Source organism: Gleimia hominis, from assembly GCF_002871945.2.
GTDB classification, from domain to species: domain Bacteria; phylum Actinomycetota; class Actinomycetes; order Actinomycetales; family Actinomycetaceae; genus Gleimia; species Gleimia hominis_A.
Genome location: NZ_CP126963.1, coordinates 978,325 through 1,004,623, shown reverse-complemented (window position 1 = coordinate 1,004,623; position 26,299 = coordinate 978,325). Strand labels below are relative to the sequence as shown.

The 26,299-nt window shown below is 57.4% G+C and carries 25 protein-coding genes, 1 tRNA gene and 1 other RNA gene; 20 read left to right on the top strand and 7 right to left on the bottom strand.

What is annotated here, in order from left to right:
* Positions 1 to 15: 15 nt before the first annotated feature.
* From tsf to CJ187_RS04460, 13 genes are all read left to right on the top strand, one after another.
* Positions 16 to 846 carry a translation elongation factor Ts gene (gene tsf, locus CJ187_RS04520; RefSeq protein ID WP_102217243.1) on the top strand — a complete coding sequence of 277 codons (831 nt, stop codon included), beginning with the start codon at positions 16 to 18 and terminating at the stop codon, positions 844 to 846.
* Positions 847 to 1,127: 281 nt separating this feature from the next.
* Positions 1,128 to 1,874, top strand: a complete 747-nt coding sequence (gene pyrH, locus CJ187_RS04515; RefSeq protein WP_102217244.1) for a UMP kinase — start codon at positions 1,128 to 1,130, stop codon at positions 1,872 to 1,874.
* Positions 1,871 to 2,428: a ribosome recycling factor gene (frr, locus tag CJ187_RS04510; RefSeq protein WP_102217245.1), complete on the top strand. Its 558-nt coding sequence runs from the start codon at positions 1,871 to 1,873 to the stop codon at positions 2,426 to 2,428. Before pyrH ends, frr begins: the two co-directional genes overlap by 4 nt.
* A 16-nt stretch (positions 2,429 to 2,444) precedes the next feature.
* Positions 2,445 to 3,311 carry a phosphatidate cytidylyltransferase gene (locus CJ187_RS04505; RefSeq protein WP_102217246.1) on the top strand — a complete coding sequence of 289 codons (867 nt, stop codon included), beginning with the start codon at positions 2,445 to 2,447 and terminating at the stop codon, positions 3,309 to 3,311.
* The gene (rlmN, locus tag CJ187_RS04500; RefSeq protein ID WP_102217247.1) at positions 3,308 to 4,549 is read left to right on the top strand and encodes a 23S rRNA (adenine(2503)-C(2))-methyltransferase RlmN; all 1,242 of its coding nucleotides are present in this window, start codon (positions 3,308 to 3,310) and stop codon (positions 4,547 to 4,549) included. Before CJ187_RS04505 ends, rlmN begins: the two co-directional genes overlap by 4 nt.
* Positions 4,542 to 5,096 carry a DivIVA domain-containing protein gene (locus tag CJ187_RS04495; RefSeq protein ID WP_102217248.1) on the top strand — a complete coding sequence of 185 codons (555 nt, stop codon included), beginning with the start codon at positions 4,542 to 4,544 and terminating at the stop codon, positions 5,094 to 5,096. Before rlmN ends, CJ187_RS04495 begins: the two co-directional genes overlap by 8 nt.
* A gap of 3 nt (positions 5,097 to 5,099) precedes the next feature.
* Positions 5,100 to 6,287, top strand: coding sequence for a 1-deoxy-D-xylulose-5-phosphate reductoisomerase (gene dxr / locus CJ187_RS04490; protein WP_102217249.1), 1,188 nt, complete (start codon positions 5,100 to 5,102; stop codon positions 6,285 to 6,287).
* Between the two features lie 154 nt (positions 6,288 to 6,441).
* Positions 6,442 to 7,677: a M50 family metallopeptidase gene (locus CJ187_RS04485; protein WP_102217250.1), complete on the top strand. Its 1,236-nt coding sequence runs from the start codon at positions 6,442 to 6,444 to the stop codon at positions 7,675 to 7,677.
* Between the two features lie 178 nt (positions 7,678 to 7,855).
* Positions 7,856 to 8,983, top strand: coding sequence for a flavodoxin-dependent (E)-4-hydroxy-3-methylbut-2-enyl-diphosphate synthase (gene ispG / locus CJ187_RS04480; protein WP_199171140.1), 1,128 nt, complete (start codon positions 7,856 to 7,858; stop codon positions 8,981 to 8,983).
* 86 nt (positions 8,984 to 9,069) lie between these two features.
* Positions 9,070 to 10,881, top strand: coding sequence for a proline--tRNA ligase (locus CJ187_RS04475; protein ID WP_102217252.1), 1,812 nt, complete (start codon positions 9,070 to 9,072; stop codon positions 10,879 to 10,881).
* Complete coding sequence (gene def / locus CJ187_RS04470; RefSeq protein ID WP_102217253.1) at positions 10,878 to 11,369, top strand: peptide deformylase; 492 nt, start codon at positions 10,878 to 10,880, stop codon at positions 11,367 to 11,369. The genes CJ187_RS04475 and def overlap by 4 nt, the downstream gene beginning before the upstream one ends.
* A gap of 440 nt (positions 11,370 to 11,809) precedes the next feature.
* Positions 11,810 to 12,310, top strand: coding sequence for a DUF3145 domain-containing protein (locus tag CJ187_RS04465; RefSeq protein WP_102217254.1), 501 nt, complete (start codon positions 11,810 to 11,812; stop codon positions 12,308 to 12,310).
* 45 nt (positions 12,311 to 12,355) lie between these two features.
* A complete protein-coding gene (locus tag CJ187_RS04460; RefSeq protein ID WP_102217255.1) occupies positions 12,356 to 12,745 on the top strand; it encodes a hypothetical protein in 390 nt (129 codons plus the stop codon).
* A 155-nt stretch (positions 12,746 to 12,900) separates the two neighbouring features.
* Here CJ187_RS04460 and aceE read toward each other — a convergent pair whose 3' ends face one another.
* The gene (aceE, locus tag CJ187_RS04455; RefSeq protein WP_102217256.1) at positions 12,901 to 15,642 is read right to left on the bottom strand and encodes a pyruvate dehydrogenase (acetyl-transferring), homodimeric type; all 2,742 of its coding nucleotides are present in this window, start codon (positions 15,640 to 15,642) and stop codon (positions 12,901 to 12,903) included.
* A gap of 185 nt (positions 15,643 to 15,827) precedes the next feature.
* On the opposite strand from aceE, the gene CJ187_RS04450 reads away from it, so the two are divergent.
* Together CJ187_RS04450 and CJ187_RS04445 are read left to right on the top strand one after the other, a co-directional pair.
* Positions 15,828 to 16,256: a DUF3052 domain-containing protein gene (locus CJ187_RS04450; RefSeq protein WP_233187421.1), complete on the top strand. Its 429-nt coding sequence runs from the start codon at positions 15,828 to 15,830 to the stop codon at positions 16,254 to 16,256.
* Positions 16,257 to 16,912: 656 nt separating this feature from the next.
* On the top strand, positions 16,913 to 17,083 hold the full coding sequence (locus CJ187_RS04445; RefSeq protein WP_158237770.1) for a hypothetical protein: 171 nt from the start codon (positions 16,913 to 16,915) through the stop codon (positions 17,081 to 17,083).
* Positions 17,084 to 17,386: 303 nt separating this feature from the next.
* Here CJ187_RS04445 and CJ187_RS04440 read toward each other — a convergent pair.
* Together CJ187_RS04440 and CJ187_RS04435 are read right to left on the bottom strand one after the other, a co-directional pair.
* Positions 17,387 to 17,463: transfer RNA gene (locus CJ187_RS04440), tRNA-Val, on the bottom strand.
* A 239-nt stretch (positions 17,464 to 17,702) separates the two neighbouring features.
* Entirely contained in the window at positions 17,703 to 17,846 is a 144-nt protein-coding gene (locus tag CJ187_RS04435) for a hypothetical protein (RefSeq protein ID WP_158237771.1), read from the bottom strand.
* Between the two features lie 431 nt (positions 17,847 to 18,277).
* Here CJ187_RS04435 and CJ187_RS04430 point away from each other — a divergent pair, with 431 nt between their 5' ends.
* The 3 genes from CJ187_RS04430 to CJ187_RS04420 all read left to right on the top strand — a co-directional run bounded on the left by CJ187_RS04430 (position 18,278) and on the right by CJ187_RS04420 (position 21,147).
* Complete coding sequence (locus CJ187_RS04430) at positions 18,278 to 19,105, top strand: Nif3-like dinuclear metal center hexameric protein (protein ID WP_284668025.1); 828 nt, start codon at positions 18,278 to 18,280, stop codon at positions 19,103 to 19,105.
* Between the two features lie 88 nt (positions 19,106 to 19,193).
* Positions 19,194 to 19,922, top strand: a complete 729-nt coding sequence (locus CJ187_RS04425; protein ID WP_102217260.1) for a zinc ribbon domain-containing protein — start codon at positions 19,194 to 19,196, stop codon at positions 19,920 to 19,922.
* A 1-nt stretch (position 19,923) separates the two neighbouring features.
* Entirely contained in the window at positions 19,924 to 21,147 is a 1,224-nt protein-coding gene (locus CJ187_RS04420) for an Nramp family divalent metal transporter (protein WP_102217261.1), read from the top strand.
* A 33-nt stretch (positions 21,148 to 21,180) separates the two neighbouring features.
* Here the strand turns inward: CJ187_RS04420 and CJ187_RS04415 are convergent, their stop codons facing one another.
* The gene (locus CJ187_RS04415; RefSeq protein WP_102217262.1) at positions 21,181 to 21,978 is read right to left on the bottom strand and encodes a YaaA family protein; all 798 of its coding nucleotides are present in this window, start codon (positions 21,976 to 21,978) and stop codon (positions 21,181 to 21,183) included.
* A 50-nt stretch (positions 21,979 to 22,028) separates the two neighbouring features.
* On the opposite strand from CJ187_RS04415, the gene rnpB reads away from it, so the two are divergent.
* An RNA gene (gene rnpB, locus CJ187_RS04410) (RNase P RNA component class A) lies at positions 22,029 to 22,417 on the top strand.
* 42 nt (positions 22,418 to 22,459) lie between these two features.
* Here rnpB and ppgK read toward each other — a convergent pair.
* The 3 genes from ppgK to panB all read right to left on the bottom strand — a co-directional run bounded on the left by ppgK (position 22,460) and on the right by panB (position 25,099).
* Positions 22,460 to 23,215, bottom strand: a complete 756-nt coding sequence (gene ppgK, locus CJ187_RS04405; RefSeq protein ID WP_102217263.1) for a polyphosphate--glucose phosphotransferase — start codon at positions 23,213 to 23,215, stop codon at positions 22,460 to 22,462.
* Between the two features lie 132 nt (positions 23,216 to 23,347).
* Positions 23,348 to 24,199, bottom strand: coding sequence for a type I methionyl aminopeptidase (gene map, locus CJ187_RS04400; protein ID WP_102217264.1), 852 nt, complete (start codon positions 24,197 to 24,199; stop codon positions 23,348 to 23,350).
* 63 nt (positions 24,200 to 24,262) lie between these two features.
* Entirely contained in the window at positions 24,263 to 25,099 is an 837-nt protein-coding gene (panB, locus tag CJ187_RS04395; protein ID WP_102217265.1) for a 3-methyl-2-oxobutanoate hydroxymethyltransferase, read from the bottom strand.
* A 135-nt stretch (positions 25,100 to 25,234) separates the two neighbouring features.
* On the opposite strand from panB, the gene pheS reads away from it, so the two are divergent.
* Entirely contained in the window at positions 25,235 to 26,299 is a 1,065-nt protein-coding gene (gene pheS / locus CJ187_RS04390) for a phenylalanine--tRNA ligase subunit alpha (RefSeq protein WP_102217266.1), read from the top strand.

Sequence of the window (26,299 nt, the reverse complement as noted above, 5' to 3'; positions counted from 1 at the left end):
ACTGAAGGAAGAAACATGGCAAACTTTACAGCTGCCGACGTTAAAGCCCTGCGTGAGCAGACAGGCGCCGGCATGATGGACGTTAAGAATGCCCTCTCTGAGGCTGATGGGGACAAAGAGAAAGCACTGGAAATCATCCGCCTGTCGGGCCTGAAGTCACTGTCTAAACGCGAAGGCCGCACCGCTTCCGCCGGGCTCGTGGCCGGGAAGATCGTTGACGGCAAAGTTGGCGTGGTCGTTGAGGTTAACTCCGAAACGGACTTCGTTGCCAAGACCGATAAGTTCGTTGACTTCGCAAACAAGGTCCTCGAAGCCGCGGTTGCTGCGAACGCAACTAACGTTGAAGAGGCCCTCGAAGCACCCTCTGGGGACGAGAAAGTTTCGGACCTGGTGAAAAACATGGGTGCCGTAGTGGGGGAAAAGGTGGAGGTGCGGAACGTGGTGCGCCTGGAAGGCGAAGCCATGTCCCTGTACTTGCACCAGACGTCCGCGGACCTGCCGGCGCAAGTGGCGGTTCTCGTTGCCACCAACCAGGCCGGAGAGGGCGTGGCACGCGACATCGCGATGCACATCGCAGCGTTCTCACCCGACTACATTTCTGAGGACACGGTACCCGCCGACGTGGTGGAGCACGAGCGGGAAACCCTCACGAAGATTACGCTGGGTGAAGGCAAACCAGAGAAAATCGTGCCGAAAATTGTCGAGGGCCGCCTGAACGCGTTCTACAAAGAGAACTGCTTGGTCGACCAAGACTTCGCTAAGGATCCGTCGAAGACTGTGGGCCAGGTGCTCAAAGAGGTCGGCGGTGACGTAACCGGATTCGCCCGCGTCCAGGTGGGAGCATAACGAGCCCAGGTTGGGACGTAACGCGTCCAGGTGGGAGCTTAACGAGTCCAGGTTGGGACGTAATGCTTCCAGCTTGGAGCCTAGCGCGTCCAGGTGGGTGCCTGAGGTAGCTACCTGGTGCACCTACCAGGGCACGTAAGTGCCTGAAACTAAATAAACCACTGTGGCCTTGCCCTGATTATTCAAGGCAAGGCCACGGTTGTGTCCGCGAACGGAAGCGGGCAGGTAACATGGTGAAGGAATCTCGTACTTAAGTTATCCCGTTGCAGGAGGGGAACGGCATGCCACACGATGCTGCTGCGCCACGGCGCGTGCTAATGAAACTATCGGGCGAAGTGTTTGGTGGAGGCAAAATCGGCCTAGATCCGAACGTCGTGCGCTCGGTGGCCACACAAATAGCCACCGCAGTTAAACAGGGGGTGCAGGTAGCGGTCGTCGTTGGGGGTGGAAACTTCTTCCGAGGCGCGCAACTATCTAAACACGGTTTAGACCGCTCCCGCGCGGACTACATGGGGATGCTCGGCACAGTAATGAACGCGCTCGCGCTCCAAGACTTCCTGGAGCAAGCAGGCGTTACCACGCGCGTGCAATCCGCGATCTCGATGCGGCAAGTAGCGGAACCTTACATTCCACTGCGGGCTATCCGCCACCTCGAAAAAGGCCGCGTAGTCGTATTCGGAGCGGGCGCTGGCCTACCGTACTTCTCCACAGATACCGTGGCGGCCCAGCGGGCGTTAGAAACGCGGTGCAGCGAACTGCTGGTTGGTAAAAAGGGGGTCGATGGCGTGTACACCGCTGATCCGAAAGTGAACCCCGATGCGGAAAAACTCGACACGCTAACGTATTCGCAAGCACTCGCGCAGGGCCTCAAGGTAGTGGACGCAACCGCATTCGCACTGTGTAAAGACAACAACTTAACCATGCGCGTATTTGGCATGTCGGAACCGGGGAATGTCACGGCAGCGCTGTTGGGTGAGAAGATAGGTACCCTGGTAACAAACGGTGTAACGGAAGGACACACAAAATGATCAAAGATGTCTTGTTGAGTGCGGAAGACGGTATGGAAAAGGCCGTGTCCGCAACAAAGCGTGAGTTCGGTAATATTCGAACCGGGCGGGCAAACCCAGACATGTTCAACTCAATCATGGTTGACTACTACGGTGCCCCAACGCCCCTGCAACAGCTCGCGTCTATCCAGATTCCCGAGGCGCGAATGGTGCTTATTTCCCCCTACGACCGCAACGCGGTACAAGAAATCATCGCCGCAATCCGCGATGCAGACCTGGGGGTTAACCCCACCGACGACGGCAACGTGATCCGCTGTAACCTCCCGGCCCTCACGGAAGAACGCCGGAAAGAATACGTGAAACAGGCGCGGTCACGAGCTGAAGAAGGCCGCATCTCAGTTCGGAACGATCGGCGGAAAGCAAAAGAAGAACTCGACCGCATCAAAAAAGACGGTGAGGCCGGGGAAGACGAAGTAGACCGGGCAGAAAAAGATCTGGAAACACTCACGAAGAAGTACGTTGACCAGATCGATGCGGAACTTGAAGCTAAAGAAAAGGATCTGATGACCGTCTAGAGGCGGACGTATTACTTTGAATCTTTCAACGATAATTAACCCGCCTCCAACGCAGAATAAGGAGCCACTTCCCGCGTCTGGGCGGGCCGGGCGGAACCTGCCTGCCGCCATCGGAGTGGGCGTAACCTTGGGGGCGGTGGCACTGGCTGCCATCCTCGTTTCCGCGCACACGTTCATGGCGCTCGTGTGCCTGCTTGTCGTGGTCGCACTGTGGGAACTAGCGGGTGCTTTCGCCCGCAAGGATGTGCGTATTCCCCTCATCCCCCTGTGGGTTGGCGGGCTCGGCATGCTGGTTTGCGCCCGGTACCTCGGGTTGGGGGCGACACTCGCGGCGCTGTGCATGACGCTGCTGGCGTGTGTCGTGTGGCGGCTGCTCGATCACGTTGAGGGATCCACACTGCTCAGTGAGATTCTTGCCAGCGGTTTCGCGCTCGCGTACGTGCCCCTGCTGGGGGCGTGCGCAGTTCTGGTTCGCGACATGCCGCTGGGGGCGCGCGCGGTGATCGTGTTCGTCCTCCTTACGGTCGCTAATGACCTGGGCGGATGGGCTGCGGGCGTGCTGATGGGCAAGCATCCGATGGCGCCCACTGTGTCACCAAAGAAATCTTGGGAAGGTTTCGCCGGTTCCATTGGCCTGTCCATGATTGTGGGGGCAATCGGGTTCGCGTGGCTCGGTGTCGGCTGGTGGTGGGGGCCGGTTGCGGCCGTGTTAACCACAATCGCGGCCACCATTGGAGACTTAACGGAATCACTAATCAAACGTGACCTGGGGCTGAAGGACATGTCGAACCTACTTCCTGGCCACGGTGGGGTGATGGACCGGCTCGATTCCCTATTAATGGTGGCCCCCGTGTTCTACGTTTTGATGGAGGTTATGCTATGAGCCCGCAAAGACCCGCGTTGCATCAGCCCGTTCGCTCCCGGCAGTCGCGGAATGCGCGGCAAGTGATGCCTACCGACCAGTTGCCTGAGGGGGCGCGCTCTAAAGATGCGCGGGCCCGCGTGTCGATGCGTCCCAAACGCCGGGGGAAAGCACCGGCGCACATGGCGGACCTGACGATGGAGGCACGCAAGCAGGCTCTCAAAGAAATGGGAATCCCCGGGTTCCGGGCCGACCAGCTGTCCCGGCAGTACTTCACGCATTTTGAAGCGAACCCGGAGCTCATGTCGGATATTCCCCAGCAGCTGCGCGCGCCATTGCGCGAAGGTTTTCTGCCGCAGTTAGTGGAACACGTGACAACGCAAAAAGCTGATGCTGGCTACACGTTGAAACACCTGTGGTCACTGTTCGACGGTGCCCGCGTGGAGTCGGTGCTCATGCGTTACCCTAAACGCACCACGCTGTGTATCTCCTCGCAAGCAGGGTGTGGAATGGGCTGCCCGTTTTGCGCTACGGGGCAGATGGGCCTTACGCGTAACCTGTCGGCCGCGGAAATCCTCGAACAGGTGCGGTTAGCGGCCAAAGCGTGTGAACGCGGCGATCTGGCGGGTGGGGCAACCCGGTTAACGAACGTGGTGTTCATGGGTATGGGCGAGCCGCTAGCGAACTTCGGTGCCCTCAAAAACGTGCTGAAAGGGCTGATTGAAGAGCCACCGAACGGCTTCGGCCTCTCGGCTCGGAACATCACGGTCTCAACTGTTGGGCTTGTCCCCGGCATAAAGAAACTAGCTGCACTGGGGTACCCGGTGACCTTAGCCGTGTCCTTACACGCACCGGATGATGAGCTTAGAGACCCCCTCATCCCAATAAACTCCCGTTGGAAAGTGGGGGAACTGCTGGACGCTGCTCGGGAATATTTCGTTACAACGGGCCGGCGCGTGTCGATTGAATACGCGCTAATTAAGGACATGAACGACCACCCGTGGCGCGCGCAGCTGCTGGCGGATCAACTCAACGCCCGCGGACACGGTTGGGTGCACGTGAACCCTATTCCGCTGAACCCAACGCCGGGATCCATATGGACTGCCTCCACCAGGGCGGCGCAAGAGGAATTCGTGAGCGTGCTGCGCGGCGCAGGGATTTCCACAACAATTCGTGATACACGTGGATCAGATATTGACGGCGCGTGTGGTCAACTCGCAACTAAAGTCGCGAAAGAAGAGGAAAAAACGCATGACTGACTTCTTCCCATCAACGAAGTTCTTCCAAAAGGGATACGACCAAGATGCGGTAAATAGCTTCTTCGAAAAAGCTCGCGAAGCCTATGAGCAGAACCGTCAACTGTCGGATTTCACGTCTGAACACGTGCGCAATGCCGCGTTCCCGATGCGTCGCGGTGGGTACGACCCAGCTGCAGTGGATGCGGCGCTAGACCGCATGGAAGGCGCGTTCGTAACCCGTGACAGGGCGGATCACGTGGCGGTGAACGGGGAACAGGCATGGCTGAACCACGTTGCGGACCGGGCAACGACTCTGTACCCGCGTTTGGTTCGTCCCGTGGGGGAGAGGTTTGCGCACCCCGCGAAAGGTAAGCAGGGGTACGACAGTTTGCAGGTGGATGATTTTCTGGATCGCCTGGGCCGGTTCTTTGACGACGAAGACACGCTTACCGCCGAGGAGGTTCGTCACCTCACGTTCAAAGTTGCGAAAGGTGCGGAAGCGTACAAGGAAGGCCCAGTCGACGCGTATCTTTCGCGGGTGATTGAGATTCTGCTGGCGGTGGAGTGAACGATGCGCGACGTCGTTATTTTGGGGTCTACGGGTTCGATTGGGACGCAGGCGCTTGAGGTACTTGCTTCTCACCCGGGTCGCATGCGCGTGCGCGCCCTCGCGGCGGGTGGAAACAACTTCAAGCTGCTCGCGCGGCAGGTGAAGCAGTACGAACCGGAGTTCGTGGCGGTGGCGAAGGGGGATGCGCGGGAACTGCAAGACCTGGTGGGGGAGCGTGTGCGCGTAGGCGTGGGGGAAGCCGCGGTGACCCAGGCCGCGAGCATGCTGGGTCCCGAAGGTGTGGTGCTGAACGGTATCACCGGTGGGATCGGTCTTGAACCCACGCTTGCGGCATTGCGCAGTGGAGCTCAACTGGCGCTCGCGAACAAAGAATCTTTAGTGGTGGGCGCGCCGCTCGTGCGCGCGGCGATGACCCGGCCCGGGCAGGTCACCCCCGTCGATTCGGAACACAGTGCGATCGCCCAATGCCTATCGGCCGGTAAGCACGAAAAAGGGCTCACTTCCCCCGTGGTTACGGGCAGCAGTGAGGTCGCACGGCTCGTGCTCACCGCCTCCGGAGGGCCGTTCCGAGGACGCACCCGGGCGGAACTGACGGACGTAACCGCAAAGCAGGCGCTGGCGCACCCCACGTGGAGCATGGGGCCGGTGGTGACGATCAACTCCTCTACCCTCATGAATAAAGGCTTGGAACTGATTGAAGCGTCGGTGTTGTTTGACGTTTCAGCGGAAAAGATTGACGCGGTTGTGCACCCGCAGTCGATTGTGCATTCAATGGTGACGTTTAAAGATGGGGCGACGATCGCGCAGGCATCACCACCGGACATGAAGTTGCCGATTGCGCTGGCCCTGTCGGCGCCACAGCGGTGGGCAGACGTGGAAGCCCCCTGCACGTGGGATGAACCGACGTCGTGGACATTCGAACCTGTGGATAATCAGACTTTCCCGGCGATGAACTTGGCGCGCAGTGCGGTGGCGGCATCTGACACGCACGCGGCGGTGCTGAACGCAGCGAACGAAGTGTGCGTGGACGCGTTCCTAGCTGGAAACTTACCGTACCTGGACATCGTGGACACGGTTGCGCGCGTGCTTGACGAACACACCGGTGTTGATGGGCCAACCTTCGAGCAGATTGTGCAGGTGCAACACTGGGCTGTGGAGCGGGCCCGGAACCTCATTGCGGATCAGTGAACTTGAACGCGGCACTGTCAAACTTGAACGCGGCACTTGTCGAACCTGAACGCGTAACGGTCAAACGTACAGCCGCAACCGTTGAACTTGAACACAAAGCCGTGAGGGCGAATAATCGTCGGGAGGTTTGTTTCGATTCCACCGAAGGAGCGTCATGGGTTACCTGTTAGGCATTGTGTTGGCGATTGTGGCGTTGATTCTTTCGGTGGCGCTACACGAGTTAGGGCACCTGCTGCCCGCTAAGAAATTCGGGGTATACGTCCCTCAGTACATGGTAGGTTTTGGCCCCACCCTGTGGTCTAAGAAACGCGGGGATACGGAATACGGGGTGAAAGCCATTCTTTTGGGTGGATATGTGCGGTTGGCGGGTATGTTCGCTCCTGCCCGTGAGGGCGTGCGTACACACAAAGCCGATGGCAGACCCACGCTCGCACAGGAAGCGCGGGAAGCGTCGGCGGAGGAACTGCCAGCTGGGCGGGAGCCGCAAGCGTTTTATAACCTGTCGGTGCCTAAAAAGCTGGTGGTGATGCTAGGTGGCCCAACGGTGAATCTCGTCATGTCGATTGTGCTGATCGCGATCGTGATGATGGGCATCGGTGTGCAGCAGCCGGTGACGAAACTTGCGCAGGTTCCGCAGTGTTTGGGCCAGTGCGAGCAGGGTGCGCCGAAAAGTCCGGCGTATGAGGCTGGTTTGCGTGCGGGCGACACGGTGGTGGCTTGGGACGGGCACCGGGTGGATACGTGGCCGCAGCTGGTGGAGCAGATCACGGCGTCCGGTTCACGCGCAGTCCCGGTGCAGGTGCAACGCGAGGGCAAGACTAAAAGTTACACGGTCGCACCCAAGGCTGTGAACGGACAGGCTAAAGCCGGGATAGTGGCCGGCTTTGAACGCCGGCGCGCTAGCGTGGTGGACGTGGCGGACGCGTCGTGGCACACGTTCACGGCTACCGCATCGGTTGTTCTGCGCTTGCCGAAAGCCGTGTGGGACACTACGGTCGGGCTATTCCAAGACCGGCCGCGCGACCCGAACTCGGTGTTGTCCGTCGTGGGGGTGGGGCGTTTAGCCGGGGAGGTTTCTGCCGACACGAATCCGCAGGTTACGGTGTGGGACCGCGCCGGTGTGCTGCTGTCCTTGTGGGGATCACTGAACATGGCGCTGTTCGTGTTCAACTTGATCCCACTACCCCCGCTAGACGGCGGGCACGTGGCGGGTGCCCTGTGGGAAGGTGCGCGGCGGACCTACAACCGGATGCGCCGTAAACCAGATCCGGGGCCGGCAGATACGGCGCGCCTCATGCCCCTGACCTACACTATGGTGCTGGTATTCGCGGTGATGACGCTAGTGCTGATAGCAGCCGATATTATTAACCCGATTCACCTGCTGCGTTAACTTGGGTAATCTGCGGCCCTCGCGCAAGCATACGTGCGGGTCTAGCGCGGACTAGTTGGGGCATCGAATCAGATTACTAGCAACGTCGGCGGGGTAGGGAATGCGCAATGGCCCACCATGAGTCGATTTTTACGAACTAACAGAGGATAATGACAGCGTGACTGCAGTGAATCTAGGAATGCCCGAGGTAAAAGAACCACCGTTTCCGCGCAAGAAAACCCGCTTGATCCACGTGGGGGATGTGCCGGTGGGCGGTGGATCCCCGATATCCGTTCAGTCTATGACCACAACAAAGACCACTGACATCGGGGCAACCTTGCAGCAGATCGCCGAGTTGACTGCTGCTGGCTGTGACATTGTGCGGGTAGCGTGCCCTTCAGCAGATGACGCGGAGGCGCTGCCGATCATCGCGAAGCAATCCACGATCCCCGTGATTGCTGATATCCACTTCCAACCCCGCTACGTGTTTAAAGCCATTGAAGGTGGTTGCGCGGGGGTGCGTGTGAACCCGGGGAACATCCGCAAGTTCGACGATCAGATTGAAGACATCACCAAGTGTGCTCGCGACCATGGGACGTCGCTGCGCATCGGGGTGAATGCCGGGTCGCTCGACCGGCGGATTATGGAAAAGTACGGGAAGGCAACGCCGGAAGCACTTGCGGAGTCCGCGATGTGGGAAGCATCGCTTTTTGAGCAATACGACTTTCACGACTTCAAGATTTCAGTGAAGCACCATGATCCCGTGGTAATGATCCGCGCGTATGAGATATTGGCGGAAAACGGTGATTGGCCCCTTCACCTGGGGGTGACGGAAGCGGGCCCGCAGTTCCAGGGGACAATCAAGTCTGCAACGGCGTTTGGTGCGCTGCTGCGCCAGGGGATTGGTGACACGATCCGCGTGTCTTTGTCGGCCCCTCCGGTGGAGGAAGTGAAGGTGGGAATTGAGATCCTCCAGTCGATGGGTTTGCGTGAACGCACGTTAGAGATTGTGTCGTGCCCGTCGTGTGGGCGCGCGCAGGTGGATGTTTATGCTTTGGCAAACGAAGTCACGGAAGGCCTCAAGGAGCTGACTGTTCCACTGCGGGTAGCGGTTATGGGGTGCGTGGTGAACGGACCTGGGGAAGCGCGTGAGGCTGACCTGGGCGTGGCTTCTGGTAACGGGAAGGGCCGGATTTTCATTAAGGGCAAGACGGTGGCGTCGGTGCCGGAGGAAGAGATCGTCCCAACCCTTTTGGAGCATGCGCACCGGCTGGCAAAAGAAATGGGGCTTGAGGAAGGCTCCGGTCACGTAGACGTCTTGGCATAGCATTCATTTGGTTTTTACGCCCTCAACCGGGCTAGTATTTAAGACTTGGTTTCGTCCTCAGGCGGCTTTGACGTAGTCTTTTAGATGTGCTGAAAAACATGTCTGATTACTTTGTCCGAACCCTTCGGGAGGACCCGGCTGACGCGGAAGTTGCTAGCCATAAGTTGATGGTCCGGGCGGGTTATATCCGCCGGACTGCTCCGGGGATTTACAGTTGGTTGCCCCTGGGGTTGAAGGTGTTGCGTAATGTCGAACGCGTGGTGCGTGAGGAGATGGACGCGGCCGGGGCTCAGGAGGTGCTGTTCCCCGCGTTGCTGCCTGCGGAGCCGTATCAGAAGACGGATCGTTGGGACGAATACGGTCCGACGCTGTTTAAACTTAAGGACCGGCGTGGGGGCGACTACTTGTTGGCACCGACTCACGAGGAGATGTTCACGCTCCTGGTGAAGGACTTGTATTCGTCGTATAAGGACTTGCCAACGGTTTTGTATCAGATTCAGACGAAGTATCGCGATGAGGCGCGGCCGCGGGCAGGGGTTATTCGCGGCCGGGAGTTCGTCATGAAGGATGCGTACAGTTTCGATATTGACGATGAGGGGTTGGACGCGTCTTACGATTCACAGCGGGCGGCGTATCAGCGGATCTTTGATCGGTTGGGGTTGCCGTATGTGATTTGTGCAGCCATGTCGGGCGCGATGGGGGGTTCGCGTTCGGAGGAGTTTTTGCATCCCTGTGAGATTGGTGAGGACACGTTTGTGCGTGCCCCTTCGGGTTACGCGGCGAACGCGGAGGCAGTGGTGACTCCCGCGCCTGATCCGGTGGATGCGTCGCACGTGCCGGCAGCGGATGTGCGGGATACGCCGGATGCGGGGACGATTGAAGATTTGGTGCGGGTGTCGAATGAGCTTTATCCACGGGAGGATCGGCCGTGGGAAGCGAAGGACACGTTGAAGTCCGTGGTGCTCACCCTCGTTCACCCAGGTGGGGAGCGGGAAGTAGTTAACTTGGGGATTCCCGGTGACCGCGAGGTGGATATGAAACGTGTAGAAGCTTCGTTCGCACCGGCGGAAGTGGAGATGGCAACTGCTGAGGACTTGGCGCAGCATCCGGAGTTGGTACCGGGGTTCTTGGGCCCGCAGGCGTGTGGCCCAAACTATGAGGGGCGGACTGTGGATGCGGATGGTAACCCTTCGGGGTCAGTTCGGTTCCTGGTCGACCCGCGGGTGGTTGATGGTACCGCGTGGATTGCGGGTGGTAACGCGGTCGGTAAGCACGTGTATAACCTCGTGATGGGCCGGGATTTCACTGCCGATGGCACGGTAGAGGCCGCGCAGATCCGGCAGGGGGATCCGTCGCCGGATGGTTCCGGTCCGTTGCAGTTGGCGCGGGGGATTGAGATTGGGCATATTTTCCAACTGGGCCGCAAGTACGCGCAGGCATTGGATTTGAAGGTGTTGGATCAGAACGGGAAGTCCCAGGTTGTGACCATGGGGTCGTATGGCATTGGGGTGTCTCGCGTGCTGGCAGCGCTTGCGGAGTTTTACCACGATGAGAAGGGGTTGTCTTGGCCCATGGTGGTGGCACCGTTCCACTTGCAGGTAGTCGCTGCGGGTAAGGGGGAGGAGATTTTCTCGACTGCAGCGGATATTTCTGCGGCCGTGTCCAAGGCTGGATTCGACGTGTTGTATGACGACCGGAAGAAGGTGTCTGCGGGCGTAAAGTTCGCGGATTCGGAATTGATGGGGATGCCTTACGTGCTCGTGGTTGGGCGCGGTTTGAAGCAGGGTGTGGTGGAGCTACGTGATCGGCGTGGCAAGTCTGCACGTGAGATCCCTGTGGCGGATGCAGCCCAGGTTATTAAGGCGCAATTGGAAGCGAATTTGGAGGCAAACGAATGACGGTTCGTGATATCCGAGTTATTGGGGACCCGGTGCTGCGCACTCCGTGTGAGCCTATTACAAAGATTGATGAGGCAGTTAAGCACCTAGTTGACGATCTGTTAGAGAACGTCGATGAAGAAGGTCGTGCGGGGTTGGCGGCGAACCAGATTGGGGTTGGTCTGCGCGCATTCTCGTGGAATATTGACGGCGAGGTGGATTACATCCTTAACCCCCGCATTGTGGAGTTGTCTGAGGATGAGTATCAAGATGGCGACGAGGGTTGCTTGTCGGTTCCTAACCTGTGGTTTCCTACGAAGCGGGCTTGGTATGCCCGGGCCGAGGGCATTGACTTGGATGGGAAGAAGAAGGTCGTTGAGGGTGAAGAGCTCATGGGGCGCTGTATTCAACATGAATGCGATCACCTCGATGGCATGCTCTACTTAGATCGCTTGGATCGGGCAATGCGACGTAAGGCCATGAAGCAAGTGCGCGAGATTATGGGGTGATTTACCTTCGCGCGCATGAAGCTCCCGCGCTGTTACCACTGTGCTTGCAGTCTTTAGACATGCGGCCATAGTTGCACTTGCTGCCTTTTGGCACGCGGGCATCGTTGCACTTGCTGCCTTTTGGCACGCGGGCATCGTTGCACTTGCTGCCTTTTGGTGCGTGAGCACCGTTGTACCTGCAGCATCCAAGTACGACGTGTCACCGTTCTTCATAAGGCATGTTGCGCTCTTGTGTAACACGCGAAAGTGGGGCAAAATGAGGGTGACGGCTACAGTTGTTTAGCTGGCAGACCAGGCGAGTACGGTTGGATCAGTCTAGCTGCCAGCTAGGAAGTGTAGTTTCAGAATTTAATAGTTTGTTACACCGCTGAGGCGTGTGGGTGTCTCTTAGGGCTGGACGTAGGGGAAGACGATCTGGTCAACTTGAAGGAGGCAACGACATGACCGGGAGTTTTACGCGCGGTGTACTTTTTGTGCATTCAACCCCGCCGGCGCTGTGTCCACACTTGGAGTGGAATGTCTCCGGTGTGCTCGACCAGGCTGTGAACCTGGAGTGGACTGACCAGCCGGCGGCGCCCGGTATGGTGCGCACCGAGTATTCTTGGGTAGGCCCAGTTGGAACGGGGGCCCGGCTGGCATCCGCACTGCGCGGGTGGGAGCATTTGCGTTACGAGATCACGGAGGAACCGGTGCGTGGATCCGATGGTGCGCGTTGGTGTCATACGCCGGACCTTGGGATTTTTCACGCCCCGATGGACACGTCGGGAAACATGATGGTTCCCGAAGACAGGGTCCGGGCTGCGATGGAGTCTTCCAGTGATTTAGCTTCGTTGCGTGAGCGTCTGAACTTGGCGTTGGGGCAGGCGTGGGATGATGAGTTGGAACCGTTCCGGTATGCGGGCGCAGGTGTGCCTGTGCGTTGGCTGCACCGGGTCGGATAAAGCTTCGTGGGCGGTAATGTTTGAGTCAAATAGGGGGCGTGAGTGATGAGTGGTGTTTCGATTGCTCAGATGCTTGGAATTGATTTGCCTGAGGAACAGGGAAAACTGGCGTCTTTGAACGGTGACAAAAACACGCCTCGTGGCGAGGAATCGGGAGAAAAGAAGTCCGCGCAAGGACGCACGCTGGGTTCGGACAATCCCGGTGGGGTAGATGACCACACGCTAGAGGTGATCACTGGGGCGCTGCTGAACGAATCCGCATTGCCCGCCGAATCGTATACTCCAAGCGCGCGGCTGAAAGAAGACTTCGACTTAGACACGATTGGCCTATACGCGGTGGTAGCAGCTGTGGAAGACGATCTGGGTCGGTCTGTGGCCGATTCGAATGTGGACAGTGCCCGCACGTTCGCCCAGCTGTGCGAGTTATTCCGCTAACTCGCCTGCATACTTGCCGTCGATCTTGCAGTGCCGCACGTAGTTGGGCACTGAATGTTTAAGAGGGGATCCAAGTGGATCCCCTCTTAGTGTGCCGCGTTGTAACTGACTGCGTCAGCTCGCCGCCCAGTCAGTTACAACGGTATGGCTAGTGCTTAGGCATCACCACCGGCTGAGCCGGAGGAACCGGCGTTCACGTTCGTGAGGTCGTATTTCTCGATCGCCTGCGCAACCACGGACCGGTCAATGCTTCCTTCATCCGCAAGGCCTTGGAGGGCGCGAACTACCACTGATTCCGCGTCGATGTAGTAGTGGCGGCGGGCTGCGGGCCGGGTGTCAGAGAAACCGAAACCGTCTGCACCGAGCGTGTAGTATTCGCCGGGTACCCACTTGCGAATCTGGTCGGGGACCAGGTGGTCGAAGTCCGACGTCGCCACGGTGGGGCCGTCTAATTCGGCGAGTTTCTCGCTCACGTACGGTACTTTCATTTCGTCCTCGGGGTGCAGGTAGTTGTGCTGATCAGCGTCCATCCCGTCGCGACGTAACTCGTTCCATGAGGTAACCGAGTACGTTGCGGCAGCTACACCCCAGTCTTCGCGCAGCAATTTCCGTGCCTCGCGGATCCATGGCACACCCACGCCGGATGCTAAGAGTTTAACGGTCGGTCCATCTCCCTCTGGATCATCCAGTCGGTACAGGCCGCGGATAATGCCGTCTACATCCACGTCTTCCGGTTCCGCGGGTTGGTGCATGGGCTCGTTGTAAACCGTGAGGTAGTACATGACGTTGCGGTCCCGGTTTTTCTCGTTCGGCCCATACATGCGTTCGATCCCGTCGTACACAATGTGGCGGATTTCGTATGCGTACGCCGGGTCGTACGAGACAACCGCGTGGTTTGTTGCCGCAAGAATCGGGGAGTTACCGTCCATGTGCTGCAAACCTTCACCCGTGAGGGTGGTGCGTCCCGCGGTGGCGCCAATTATGAAGCCGCGCGACAGTTGGTCTCCAGCGGCCCAGAACTGGTCGCCGGTGCGTTGGAATCCGAACATGGAGTAGAAAATGTAAAACGGAATCATCGGCAGGTTGTGGGTAGCGTAAGACGTACCCACCACTTGCATTGCTGCGGTGGAGCCGGCTTCGTTAATGCCGGTGTGCAGCAACTGGCCTTTCTCGGATTCCTTGTACGACAGCATCATGTCGGCATCCACCGCCGTGTAGTTCATGCCGTACGTGTTGAAAATTTTCGCGGTTGGGAACACGGCGTCGAGCCCGAAGGTGCGTGCCTCATCGGGAATGATCGGCACGATGTGTTTACCGATGTTCTTGTCTTTAATGAGGTCCTTGAACAACCGCACCAGTGCCATGGTGGTCGCGACTTCCTGGTGGCCCGAGCCTTTTGCGAGGGCGCGGAACGGTTTGTCGGCTGGCATGGGGAGCGCCGGGTCTTCCTGGTGGCGGCTCGGTAGGTAGCCCCCTAGGATCCGGCGGCGTTCCTGCATGTACTGCAGAGCTGGATCGTCGTCATCTGGCTTGTAGTACGGCGGCATGTACGGATCTGCTTCAAGCTGCTCGTCTGTGATAGGGATGCGAAGTCGGTCGCGCAGGCCCTTCAGGTCTTCGAGCGTGAGTTTCTTCATCTGGTGCGTGGCGTTACGGCCTGCGAAGTGCTTACCCAGGATGTAGCCCTTAATGGTGTGCGCCAGAATGACGGTGGGTTGGCCGGTGTGTTCAACCGCTGCCTTGTATGCGGCGTAGACCTTGCGGTAGTCGTGGCCACCGCGTCCGAGCGCCCAGATGTCTTCGTCAGACCAGTTTTCCACCATTGCTTTGGTACGTGGGTCCCGGCCGAAGAAGTGTTCGCGCACGTATGCGCCATCGTTGGCTTTGAACGTCTGGTAGTCACCGTCCACGGTTTCGTTCATGATGTTTACCAGCGCTTGGTCTTTATCCGCAGCGAGTAGCTGGTCCCAACCGCGGCCCCACACGACCTTGATTACGTTCCAGCCGGCACCGCGGAAGAACGCTTCGAGCTCTTGGATGATCTTCCCGTTACCACGTACGGGGCCGTCGAGGCGCTGCAGGTTGCAGTTGACGACGAAAGTGAGGTTGTCCAGGCCCTGCTGTGCGGCGAGTTGGAGCATGCCTCGGGATTCTGGTTCGTCCATTTCCCCGTCCCCAAGGAACGCCCACGTGTGTTGCTGGGAGGTGTCTTTGAGGCCGCGTAAGTCTAAGTACTTGTCGAACCACGCCTGGTAGATCGCTTCCGCAGGTCCGAGCCCCATGGATACCGTCGGGTACTCCCAGAAGTCTGGGAGTTGACGTGGGTGCGGGTATGAGGGGAGGCCGTGTTTGGCGGAGACTTGCTGGCGGAAGCCATCCATTTCTTCTTCACTGAGCCGACCTTCGAGGAAAGCACGGGCGTAAACGCCGGGGGAGGAGTGGCCTTGGAAGAACACGTGGTCGCCCCCACCGGGGTGGTTTTTGCCTCGGAAGAAGTGGTTGAATCCCACTTCGTACAGGGTGGCGACTGATGCGTAGGAGGAAATGTGGCCACCTACTTGCACGCCGGGGCGTTGTGCCCGGGTTACTTGAACCGCAGCGTTCCAACGCATCCACCGGCGGTATTGACGTTCCGTCTTTTCATCGCCCGGGAAGTACGGTTCTTCTTGTACGGGGATGGTGTTCACGTACGGTGTCGTCAGCTCCATCGGTAGGCGCACGTCGCGGCGCCGGGCTTCGTGAAGCATGTGGAGCAGGATGTAACGTGCCCTCGGACCACCTTTTTCGTCGATCAGGCCGCTGAGGGATTCTAACCACTCCGCGGTTTCCTCCGGATCGTTGTCTGGTACCTGCCGGAGTACCCCGTTGATAATCGGACGTTCAGGATATGTAGCCACAAGTCCTCTTTTCTTTGTTGTTACCGCACGCTGCTATGCGTGCGCGCTCTCATACCTTCTATCATCGTCGTTTTTGCACGAAATTTCATTACGATGAAGGACCTTAGTCACGCGAGATATGTCTCGATTGTGTCACACCGCAAGAATGCGTTGGTTTTCGCTGTTTTATGGGTAAACTATGGGACGTGAGTTCAAACGCAATCCAGGAAGGCATTGTTCCCACTGTGGATAGCCTTGGTTTTAAAGATGGCCAGGTAGTTCAAGAGTTTTATTGGGATGAGGACGTGGACGACCCTTTGCGTCGTCATATTGAGCAGGTTACGGGTGAGGCGCTCGTTGATGGTGAGTACGGCAATGTTGTCGACGGAGTCATCATATGGTGGCGCGCTGATGACGCTCAGGAGGAAGACTTGGCGGACGTACTGCTCGACTGCATTTCCGATTTAGACAACGGGGGGCTCGTGTGGGTGTTGACCCCAAAGCCCACGGATGCGCAGCACGTGTCCCCTAATGATGTGGCAGAGGCTGCGCGTATCGCAGGTTTGCATGCCACGTCCGCTGAGGTGGTGGCGCCTCAATGGACTGGTATGCGGCTAACGGCAGCGGCGAAGTGAAATCGTAATCCGCACCTTCTAAGAGTGGGGATTAAAGCGGAACCTAAAGCTAAATAGGGCATCAAGCTGAATAGGTGTCAAGCTAAACGGCGCCACAAAAATCAAATCCGAACGTGCGCGGCCCATCTGGCTGAGTGTTGCGACACTAATGCGACGCTCCTAGGCTGGAAGGCCGCGTTCGTCTACGCGGTGGGCTTCCCCTTTGCCAGCTCAAGTGCCGGTGACGTATTGGGTGCTAACTCTAAGGAAAGAGATACCCCCCATAGTGGGACTCATGGCGTCAGAGCGTCATATTTACTGAAGCAGCAATTTCAACTAGGAGAATTCGTTCGATTCTTTAGACACCTGAGTGTCTCGCTAAAGCAGAAACAAGGTATCTAGTCGGAGAAGTTTTCTCACGATCCAGCTGTTAATCCTTGTGAGGACGAGCATTCAGCTCCTTCTTTATAGCTGCTGTGCTAATCACGTACACAAGCGGTAACACAACCAAAATGGTTAATACCCACCCCTTGTGTTCTCTCAAAAGATCAACGAGGGTCGTGTTGAACAATGGTGCGCCAATAGCGACTATCGCTAGGCAAAGCAGTGAGACTGCGATGCCCTTGATTACAGCCTTCATTTGAATCCCTTACTCAGCCCAATGCGTAGCACACCAGATGGCCGATGCAGATAAGAATGCTGCTGTTGACGTACCGAGAGCCATAACGGCGGCAGTGCTCACAGCAGTAATTGTTGAAACAACGGTCTTCGTGATTCCCTCCCAATGTGTCTCATTGTCAGCGGAGTACTTACCGCTTCTGTTCCGCAACGAGTTTGAATACGCGTAGCGAGGGCAACAACACTTACGCAGCATAAAAGCTGTTTAAATGTTGTTATGTTAATTCAGACACCCCGTACAGGCTTGTCAATAGATAGCGGATCCACTGGGAATGTGGCAGGCTCCGTGCGGTAGCAAAGCGGGATCAGGCTTCCGCTAACACCGCTAAAGACTTCCCTCTGTCCGTCATCTCATCCAAAACGGCAACTGAATAGCACCGCAGAAAACATGAGAAAACCTTGGAATACTAGCCAAAATATAGAAGTTTTGGGGACAAAACATGTAAAGCATTGTGTCTGGCGTTGAGTGGTAATGGTGGGCCCAGAGGGACTTGAACCCCCGACATCCACGGTGTAAACGTGGCGCTCTAGCCAACTGAGCTATAGGCCCTGCGTGCGTTGGTGTAACCAGCAATCTTCGCAACGAAATAGAGCTTACCCTGATTCGGCTTAAAAAACCCAATTGATTAATGAGTTTCAGGGGGAAAGTGGTTAGAGTCACGAAGTGGAGTGGAGTTGGCGGGCATAAAGTAAGGAGGTCCTCGCGGACCTCCTGGGTATTCGCAGTTTTGAAGCAACCGCGAACCTTTAACAAAAAGGTTAGGTTCGGCTTCAAAAAACTAATGCAACTTACTTCTGCTCATCCTCTTCCGCATGCTCGTGATGCATCTTCGGAGGATATGGGGTTTGCGGGTCAGAAACACCGCGCATTGGGTTTTCTTCGTCATGCTCTTTGTGGGCATGGCCAAGTTCTGGGCTGTCTTCGCGTTTCATAACCTCTCCTTTTGTAGGATCTGACGCCTCCTATTATCGCATGAAACCAACCTGATTGACCTATTAAATCAATCACCAGCTCGCATGCTCATTTCCGCTGTGTGGCACACTTTTCTTACCTTTCATGTTTTCCGCGCGCCCACTTGTGCGAGTTCCTTGTGAACGTGTTCATGTTTCTTTCCTTAATTGTGCTTGAGGGGAAAGCTCCGTGCAGTTGCTAAACGATGGATAAAGCCCGAGCGGTTGCTAAACGATGGATAAAGCCCGAGCGGTTGCTAAACGATAGATACAAGTCCAAGTGGTTGCTGAACGATGGCAACGAGCCCAAGTGGTTGCTGAACGGGTAATATCAGTAGACTGAAATAAAAACTCGCAACTCTAGAACTTATGAGTTCTAAACTATGATCTGCTAGCTTTGTAACATGAGGCAAATGCGTGTACGCGATGTGATGGCACAGATGGAACGGATGTATCCCGCGGCCCTTCAGGAGTCGTGGGATTCAAACGGACTTATCGTCGGGGAACCAGACCAGACAGTGGAGTCAATTCTGCTGGCGGTCGACCCGGTACCTCAAACTGTTGAACAAGCGGTTGAAGGTAACTACGACATGCTCATTACGCACCACCCCCTGTACCTGCGCGGTACTAACAGCGTGTCTTGCACCGATTACAAAGGGCGTATTGTGCACGAACTCATCCGTGCGAACGTGTCCCTCATGAATGCGCACACGAACGCAGATGCAGCCGCCCGCGGAGTCGCGTGGTCACTTGCACATGCGCTTGGTTTCGAAGGCACACCGTTTGAACCGCAAGAATCCAAAAAAACAACCCAGCTAGTTGGCCTAGGACGGTACGCGGATCTAGACGAAGAAACGACACTGGGGGAGTTCGCAGCGCGGGTGGCGCGGGCCCTCCCAGCCGGGCCGCATGGAATCTACGTTGGAGCGCCCTATGGGGCGGACGGCAGCATGCCCGTCAAACGCGTAGCGGTCTCTGGTGGGGCGGGTGACTCGTTCTTGCAAAAGGTCCGCGAACTAGGGGCAGACGTGTACGTAACCGCAGATCTGCGCCACCACCCGGCATCGGAGCACCTGAGTGAAGGGGGGCCGGCCCTCATCAGTGGATCCCACTGGGCAACCGAATGGTTGTGGCTCCCCAATCTGCAAGATGACCTGCAAGCCGCGCTCCCCGGCGTGCAAGTGGACGTATCCCGAACCTGTACTGAACCGTGGCAGGAACACAAGAAAACTTTGGGATAGGCAATAAGACACCATTAAACTTGAGGTGAGGGTGCCCTCAAGGAAAACTTCATAACCGCACGAACGTACCACTGGTGGGAGGCCAAAAATGAAAGCATCACCGGAGCAACAACGAATCCTTTTAGACCTACAGGCAGCAGACCGGCGGATCGCGCAACTAAAAACGATCCGCAAAAAACACCCTGTAGTAGCCACGCTGGACGAACTTGGGGCGCGGCGAGACGATCTGGAACGCGCTCTCATTGGGGCCAGGTCAAAAGAAAAAGATGTAGACCGGGATGTTAAACAGGTGGAACACGACCTCGAACGGCTCGAAGCCCGTCAAGACATCATGCAGGAGCGCCTAGACGCTGGGAAAGGCACGTCAAAAGACCTGATGGCCATGCAGCACGAGCTGAATCAGATGGCGAAACGGCGGGGAGAACTGGAAACCACGGTTATCCAAGTAATGGAAAAACGCGAACGCGCACACGAGGCCGTTACCAAGCTCGAAGATCAAATGAACCAGGTGGGGGCCGACCAGGCGAAGGCACGGGAAGAACTGGGCACCGCCATGTCCGACGTGGAAGCGGAGCTGGAAGAGAAAACGCAGCTGCGCACCAAACTTGCCGGTGCACTCGACGATGAGTTAAGCGAAGAATACGAGTACTGCCGCTCCCGCACAGGTGGGATCGGCGTTATGGAAGCGAAGGGACGCAGCATTGTCGGTATGACGGTGCAGCTATCCGAAATGGAATGGCACGAAATCAACATGCTCCCCGCAGACGAAGTGTTCCTGAGCGAAGAACTTGAATGCATTGTCGTAAAAACGGAATGATATGAAAACTAAAGAACACTCCCGCGGCCGCGTGATCACTTTGCTCGGCCCAGCATTTGTCGCGGCTGTAGCCTACGTGGATCCTGGGAATGTCGCTGCAAATATTACCGCGGGCGCCCGCTACAGCTACCTCCTCGTGTGGGTTCTTGTGCTGGCAAACGCGATGGCGGTTGTAGTGCAATACCAAAGTGCCAAGCTGGGGTTAGTTACGGGTAAATCTTTACCGCAACTGCTCGGAGACCGCCTTCCTAAACCCGTCCGACTGGGGTTTTGGGGGCAAGCAGAAATCGTTGCGGCCGCAACAGATTTAGCGGAGGTAGTGGGCGGGGCCATCGCCCTAAACTTACTGTTCGGCCTACCCTTGTTCACCGGGGGCGTGATTGTTGGCATCGTTTCCATGGTGCTGTTGGTAACGCAGGGGAAGGGCCGGCAACACGTTTTTGAACGCATAGTGATTGCGTTGCTCGTGATCATCACCATTGGATTCGTGGGTGGGTTGTTTGTGGCACCGCCGTCTGCGTCCGGTATCCTATCTGGTTTGGTGCCCCGTTTCGCCGGTACCGACACGGTGCTGGTGGCTGCCTCAATGCTGGGCGCAACCGTGATGCCCCACGCTATCTACCTGCATTCATCCTTAGTGATCCACCGCCACCAGGGCAGTAAGCACTCCACCGAACGGTTACTGCGCGCCTCCAAGTTTGATGTGACGTGGGCATTGGTGGTTGCTGGGTTCGTGAACATTGCCCTGCTTTTGCTGGCCGCATCTGCCCTCGGAGGAGTATCGGGCACCGACACGATCGAAGGTGCCTACGGGGCAATCGCCGCGCACTTAGGGCCCGTTATCGCAACCATCTTCGGCATTGGGCTACTGGCCTCTGGCTTAGCTTCAACTTCAGTGGGAGCGTACGCGGGGAGTGAAATCATGAAGGGCCTCCTCCACATCGACGTGCCCCTGGTGTGGCGCCGGCTGATCACCTTGATTCCCGCTTTGGCGATCCTGTGGTCGGGAGTTGAACCAACGTGGGCGCTTGTGGTGTCCCAAGCGGTGCTTTCGTTCGGTATTCCAATGGCGATTATTCCCCTCACGATTTACACCCGTAACCGCGACCTAATGGGCAAAAACGCGGACGGGCGCGCCCTGCAGGTAGTGTCCTCTCTGATCGCAGTGGTGATTGTGGGGTTGAACATTGCGTTGCTCGTGCTCATGGCGATGGGGGTCGACTAAACGCTGGCGCGAGTAGGGAAGTAGCGCGTCGAACTATTGCGCTTCAATCACCAGTTCGAAATTCCGCGTCCCTTCCACCAGGTCGACGCGTTTAATCCCCTCTTTCCCCACGAGGTTTTGGGCCACTTCGAATAGTGCCGCCAAGTTCGATTCTGGTTGGTTTCGGATAATTTCACCCGTGAGGAGCCCGCGGAACCGCTTGGCCCAGTGTGAAACAACGCGCCGGCGTCCGTCTTTGACGCGCACCGCTTTAACTTTCACCAGTTCGTGCTCCCCATCGAGGCCGGGCCACGCCGCAGCGTAGGCACCGGATCGGCAGTCAACGACCACGTCGTGGTGTGCCATCTGATCCATCACCGGTTTGAGAGTGGGGCGCCACCGGGTGGCGAGCCCTCCAACTCCAGGAAGAGTCACGTCCATGGACAGGCGGTAATCAGTGATGGGCGCATTCAGATCCACGATCCCAAGCAGCGCACTTTGCACGCAAACGCGCAACCCGGTTTGGTCGTTTTGCTGTGACCCCGCTGGCCCCTGGTAGTCACCTTCCGATAGCTGTGCCGCGTCGTACAGTACCCCGGTGTAGACCTGCCAGGCGGGAGCGCTGGCGCGAGTTTCAATACTGAGGTTAGCCCTCACTTGTTCCTCCAGGGATTTACCGACCTTGAGGATCTCTAGCGCTTCTGGCCGGGCACTCGTTTCGATCAGGGCGGTGAGAATCTCCTCGCGGGTGCGCGCCAGGTCCTCACTGATGGGGTGGATGCGCGAGAGGTCAAAGTTCGGTCCGCTCTCCGGTCGGTGTTTGGTTTCTGACGGTGGTAGGAGCACAAGCATGGTTCCACAATAGCGTCTGAGGGTTCGGTAGGTATAAGATCAAGGGCGGGTGAGCTGGCTGGATGGCCGCGGCCTGCAAACAGGCTGAGGAACGTCCGGACTCCACAGGGCACGATGGTGGCTAACGGCCACTCGGGGCAACTCGAGGCTAGTGCAACAGAAAGTAAACCGCCCAACCCACAATGGTGGGTTGGGTAAGGGTGAAACGGTGATGTAAGAGATCACCAGCACCTCAGGTGACTGAGGTGGCTAGGTAAACCCCATTGGGAGCAAAACCAAGCAGCGCGCGCAGCGGCCCGCTGGACGCGCGCGGGTAGGTTGCTAGAGGCTGTCAGCAATGGCAGTTCGAGATAGATGGCCATCGCCGACCCGGTTCTAAGCGCCTCGCCGCGCGGAATCGTGGCCGGTACAGAATCCGGCTTATAAGCCAGCTCACCTTCTATACTTTCTTGCTTTTGCGGGCCCGCTAAATCGAGTGTGTTTAGTGCCGCTCAGTAGCTTCTGCAGCCTGGATTGCCGCTCCAATGATGCCCGCGGTGTTTCGCAGTTTAGCGGGCACGATAGGGGCACGCAGCTTCAGGAGCGGTAGGAACTGGTCGTGATTTGCAGAGATGCCTCCGCCCACCACAATGAGGTCGGGGCACAGCAGCATTTCGACGTGTGCGTAGTAGCGTTGCAACCGCTGCGCATATTCTTCGTAGCTGAGGTTGTAGCGCGTCTTCTGGGCAGAGGAGGCAACAGATTCCGCGTCTTTGCCATCTAGCTCTAAGTGTCCGAGTTCTGAGTTCGGCCACAGTTTCCCATCCAAAATAAGGGCGCTCCCAATCCCCGTGCCAAGTGTTGTCACCAACACGGTGCCATTCACACCTGCCGCGGCGCCAAAACGCGCTTCGGCAATGCCCGCGGCGTCCGCGTCATTCACGCCCACTGCTTCTGTACCCAAATACTCGCGGTAAAGTGCGTGCACGTCGGTTCCCGCCCACGACTGGTGAAGATTTGCTATGAACAGCACGCGGTTGTGCGACACCGGTGCCGGCAGGGTAACGCCCACAGGCACATCCGGCCCCACCTGGCAGCGCGTAAGAAGCTCTGCGCACATCTTCGTCACGTTCTGCGGAGTGGAGGGCTGCGGAGTTGGTTCGGTTACCACCGAGGTTATCAGCGTGCCCTCGCTTGTATCCACAAGGGCGCCTTTAATCCCCGAGCCTCCAATGTCTATCCCAAACGCTGCGCTCATCACTGGCCCTTTCACGACTCGTAAGTTACTAACGACGTCTACCAGACTTACTAACGACGTCTACCAGCCGAAAGTTTTCTCCTAATACACATTGTTATCCACCAGGGTGATCTACCAGGCGGTTTTCATGTACTAGTTTGGCAGGGTTAAAATTTCTGCACCATCTTCTGTGACCACAATCGTGTGTTCAAACTGGGCGGTCCGGCTCCCATCTGCCGTCACTACCGTCCACCCGTCATCCCACTGCTGCCAATCCACACCCCCGAGGGTGAGCATTGGTTCGATTGTGAACACCATGCCTTCTTCCATTACCGTGTCGTACGACGGCGAGTCGTAATGCGGAATAATTAGACCCGAATGGAACGCTTCCCCAACGCCGTGGCCGGTAAAATCACGCACCACCCCGTAGTTGAAACGTTGCGCATATTTTTCAATCACCCGGCCAATCACGTTGATCTCCCGGCCTGGTTTCACGGCTTTTATACCCCGCATCATAGCGTTCTTGGTGCGTTCAATCAGCAGCGAGTCTTCTTCCGAGATCGTCCCTACGGGAAACATCGCGCAAGTGTCACCGTGCACACCATCTATATAAGCGGTGACATCAATGTTCAAAATGTCCCCGTCTTGCAGTGGTCTGTCGTCGGGAATGCCATGGCAAATGCACTCGTTGATAGAGGTGCAAATCGATTTGGGAAACCCCATGTAGTCCAAACACGAGGGGTAGGCGCCTTGGGCAATAATGTACTCGTGTGCAATCCGGTCGAGCTCGTCGGTTGTCACCCCGGGTTTTGCCGCCGTCCCCGCAGCCTCCAGCGCGCCCGCTGCAATCGCGCCGGCACGCCGAATCTTCTCCACCGTCTGCGGGTCCTTAACGTCGGAAGCGGTGACTACCTCGGGTCCGTCGTGGAACAGGTACTCGGGCCGCTCAATTGTCGAAGGAACAGCGCGTTTTGCAGAGATCTTTCCCGGTGAAAGCAATGACATAATCTATTGAAATCCTACAGATCGGTTACATGTTTACAGCTAGGTTACTATCCGCCACAAACTCTACTCCGATTTGTAATGCTGGGGTGCGGGAAAAGAACCATCCTTAACAGCCTGCGTGTAAGCCTGCGCCGCCTGCTTCAATTGCTCGCCCAGCTGTGCGAAGCGTTTAACAAAACTGGGGGTCCACTCCGTCATCCCCGCCATGTCAGACCAAACTAACACTTGCCCATCCGTGTTTGGCCCTGCACCTATCCCAATGGTCGGAATACTCAGCGTGCGGGTAATCCGGGCGGCCGCGCGGTCGGGCACCATCTCTAAAACCAATGCGAATGCCCCCGCTTCCTGCACTGCTTCCGCGTCGGCTATCAGCTTCTCTGCCCCTAAACCGCGCCCCTGCATCCGCGGGCCACCCAGCGTGTTAACGGACTGGGGTGTGAACCCTAAGTGCGCGCACACCGGGATCCCACTGGTGGTCAACTGCTCGATCACGTCGGCGCGTTCCACTCCACCTTCCAACTTCACCGCGTCCGCCCCAGCACGCATAAGTTCCGCAGCGGCCTCAAACCCGCGGTACTTATCACCCTCGTAAGTGCCAAACGGCATGTCCGCAACCACCAGTGGGCGGTGCACAGACCGGGCGACCGCACCGGTGGCGCGCACCATGTCATCCAACGTGACTTTCACAGTGGTGTCATACCCCAACTGCACGTTCCCGTACGAATCACCCACCAAAATCATGTCCACCCCAGCGGCTTCCATAATGGGGGCGGTGAGGGCATCATACGACGTTAACATCGTCAGCTTCCGCCCAGCAGCCTTCGCCGCAGCCACGTGCTGCACTCGCCAACGCTTCGGTTCTTTAAAGGAAATCTCAGTATCCGAGTTATTTGTAGTCATGCTTCTATTATCGCCTCAAGAAAAAGAAAAGCTGGCACGGCGTGTCTAAAGATGGACGGAATTGTCTCAACTACCCATGTGCGCGATAGTCTAAAAGATGTAAACGTACGTTAATCGTGGTGGTTGAATCTAATTATGGAACTAAATCCTCTAGACAAAACAGCAATGGAGCAGGCGGTGAAACAGGCCGTCAGCGCCATAGAAGCGGCAGGGGACCTGGAAGCACTAGCTCGTGTCAAGAGTGAACACATCGGCGAGGCTTCTGCGGTAACGGCTGCTAACCGGGAAATCAAAAACCTTCCCGGAGCTGACAAAGCAACAGCAGGCCGCGCGGTCGGAGCTGCCCGCAAAACTATTAACGAAGCCTACTCCGAGCGCAAAACCCAGTTGGAACGCGAACACGAAGCACACCAACTCGAAGTGGAAACCGTGGACATAACCACGCCCGCAAACCGTTCCCTCCCCGGCGCGTGCCATCCGCTGCAGACAATCCAAGACGAAATCACCGACTTCTTCGTATCACTCGGATGGGATATCGCCGAAGGCCCTGAAGTAGAACACGAGTGGTTCAACTTCGACGCCCTAAACTTCGACGCAGACCACCCCGCGCGGCAAATGCAAGACACGTTCTACATCGACGGACGTTCAGTTGGCGGACAAGACCCAACGGATGCACACCTCGTGCTCCGCACCCACACTTCGCCCGTGCAAGCCCGAGAACTACTGAGCCGATCCGTACCGCTCTACGTGGCGTGCCCCGGCAAAGTATTCCGCTCGGACGAACTGGATTCAACCCACACCCCAGTTTTCCACCAAGTTGAAGGGCTGGCGGTAGACAAAGGCCTGACCATGGCAAACCTCAAAGGAGTGCTCGACCACTTCGCGCGCGCCATGTTCGGCCCGGAAGCGAAAACCCGGCTGCGCCCAAGCTACTTCCCATTCACCGAACCCAGTGCCGAAATGGACCTATGGTTCCCACAGAAGAAAGGCGGCGCCGGATGGATCGAATGGGGTGGCTGCGGCATGGTCAACCCCAACGTCCTCAAAGCCTGCGGCGTGGACGCAAGTGAATACACCGGTTTCGCATTCGGCATGGGCCTGGAACGCACCCTCATGCTGCGCCACTCCATCGCTGACATGCACGACATCGTAGAGGGAGACCAGCGTTTCTCCCTCCAGTTCCCCGGGAAGGTGAAGTAA